The organism is Streptomyces fuscigenes, from assembly GCF_021556455.1.
Classification (GTDB): domain Bacteria; phylum Actinomycetota; class Actinomycetes; order Streptomycetales; family Streptomycetaceae; genus Streptomyces; species Streptomyces fuscigenes.
Genome location: NZ_JAKGCV010000794.1, coordinates 1 through 1,128 on the forward strand (window position 1 = coordinate 1; position 1,128 = coordinate 1,128).

Sequence of the window (1,128 nt, forward strand, 5' to 3'; positions counted from 1 at the left end):
AGACGTACGCGACGTATGCGACGTATGCGACGTACTCGGCGCCGTCGTGGCCGCCGTCACCCGGCGGGCCCGGCCGCCGTCCCGCGGTCGGGGCGGGCATGGACGCCGGCGGCACCGCTCGTCCCTCCCTCGCCCGCGCGACCGGCGCCCGCGGTCCGTGCGACCGGACTGCTCGGCGAGGGCCGGGCGGGCGCGGGCTGCGGGGACGGCGGGGGAACGGTCGGCGAGTGCGGGCTCGTCGCCGGCGGCTGCTCGGTGTGGTGCGAGAGGGCGGCCGGCAGTACGAGGGCCGCGCCGATGAGCGCGGCGGCGAGCGTCAGCAGGGCGGTGGTGCGCAGCCGGTTGCCGCGCCGGGCGCCGGAAGGCGGTTCGGGTCGGCGCAGGTGCGTCCGGGTCACGGTGGCGGCCTTCGCCGACAGCGCGGCGCGCAGGCGGTCCTCCACGTCGGAGCGGTCGTGCACTGCGTTCATCGCGGGGCCTCCAGATTCCTCGCGAGGGCGTCCAGCGCGCGGCTCGCCGTGGACTTGACGGTGCCTCTCGACAGTCCGAGCGTCTCGGCGATCTGCGCCTCGCTGAGGTTCGACCAGTAGCGCAGCACCAGGACCTCGCGCTGGCGGCGGGTGAGCCCGCGCAGCGCGCCGAGGACCTCGCGGTGCTCCTCGCGCAGCAGGACGTCCTCCTCGGGCGGCGGCGCGTGGCCGGCCCGCTCGGGCACGTACGCCCGTACGGTGCGGCGCCGGCGCAGCACGGAGCGCGCGCCGTTGACGACGCTGCGCCGGACGTACGCCTCGGGGTCGTCGATCCCCGACAGCCGGTCGCCGTGGCGCCGGTACAGCGCGGCGAAGGCGTCCTGCACCACGTCCTCCGCCGTCGGCAGGTCGTCGACGAGCAGGAGCGCCAGGCGGACGAGTTCCAGCCTGCGGTGCTGGTAGAGCGCGTCGATCCCGCCGTCCGCGCCCGGCGCGGCGTACCGGAGGACGGGCGCCTCGGGCTCCCGTGCACCGGCGGGCCGCCGCTCCCGGGCGTCGGCCGTCCGGCCGGCGGACAGGCTGCGCGACAGCAGGCCCCGCACGCCCGCGAAGGGGCGTGCGGGGCTCAGCCGGTGGACGGCGAAGGCCGACACTCAGC

Annotated in this window: 2 protein-coding genes; both read right to left on the minus strand. The window is 77.8% G+C overall.

Annotated elements, in window-relative coordinates; translation table 11 throughout:
- Window positions 1–56: 56 nt before the first annotated feature.
- Window positions 57–470 carry a hypothetical protein gene (locus L1885_RS28605; protein ID WP_235800041.1) on the minus strand — a complete coding sequence of 138 codons (414 nt, stop codon included), beginning with the start codon at window positions 468–470 and terminating at the stop codon, window positions 57–59.
- Window positions 467–943 (minus strand): SigE family RNA polymerase sigma factor, encoded by a 477-nt coding sequence (locus L1885_RS28610; RefSeq protein ID WP_372482062.1) that lies wholly within the window; start codon window positions 941–943, stop codon window positions 467–469. Before L1885_RS28610 ends, L1885_RS28605 begins: the two co-directional genes overlap by 4 nt.
- Window positions 944–1,128: the final 185 nt, after the last annotated feature.

What these genes read in the sequence shown, in the direction of transcription:
- L1885_RS28605 (WP_235800041.1), bottom strand. Translation starts at nt 470, where the DNA reads ATGAACGCAGTGCACGACCGCTCCGACGTGGAGGACCGCCTGCGCGCC.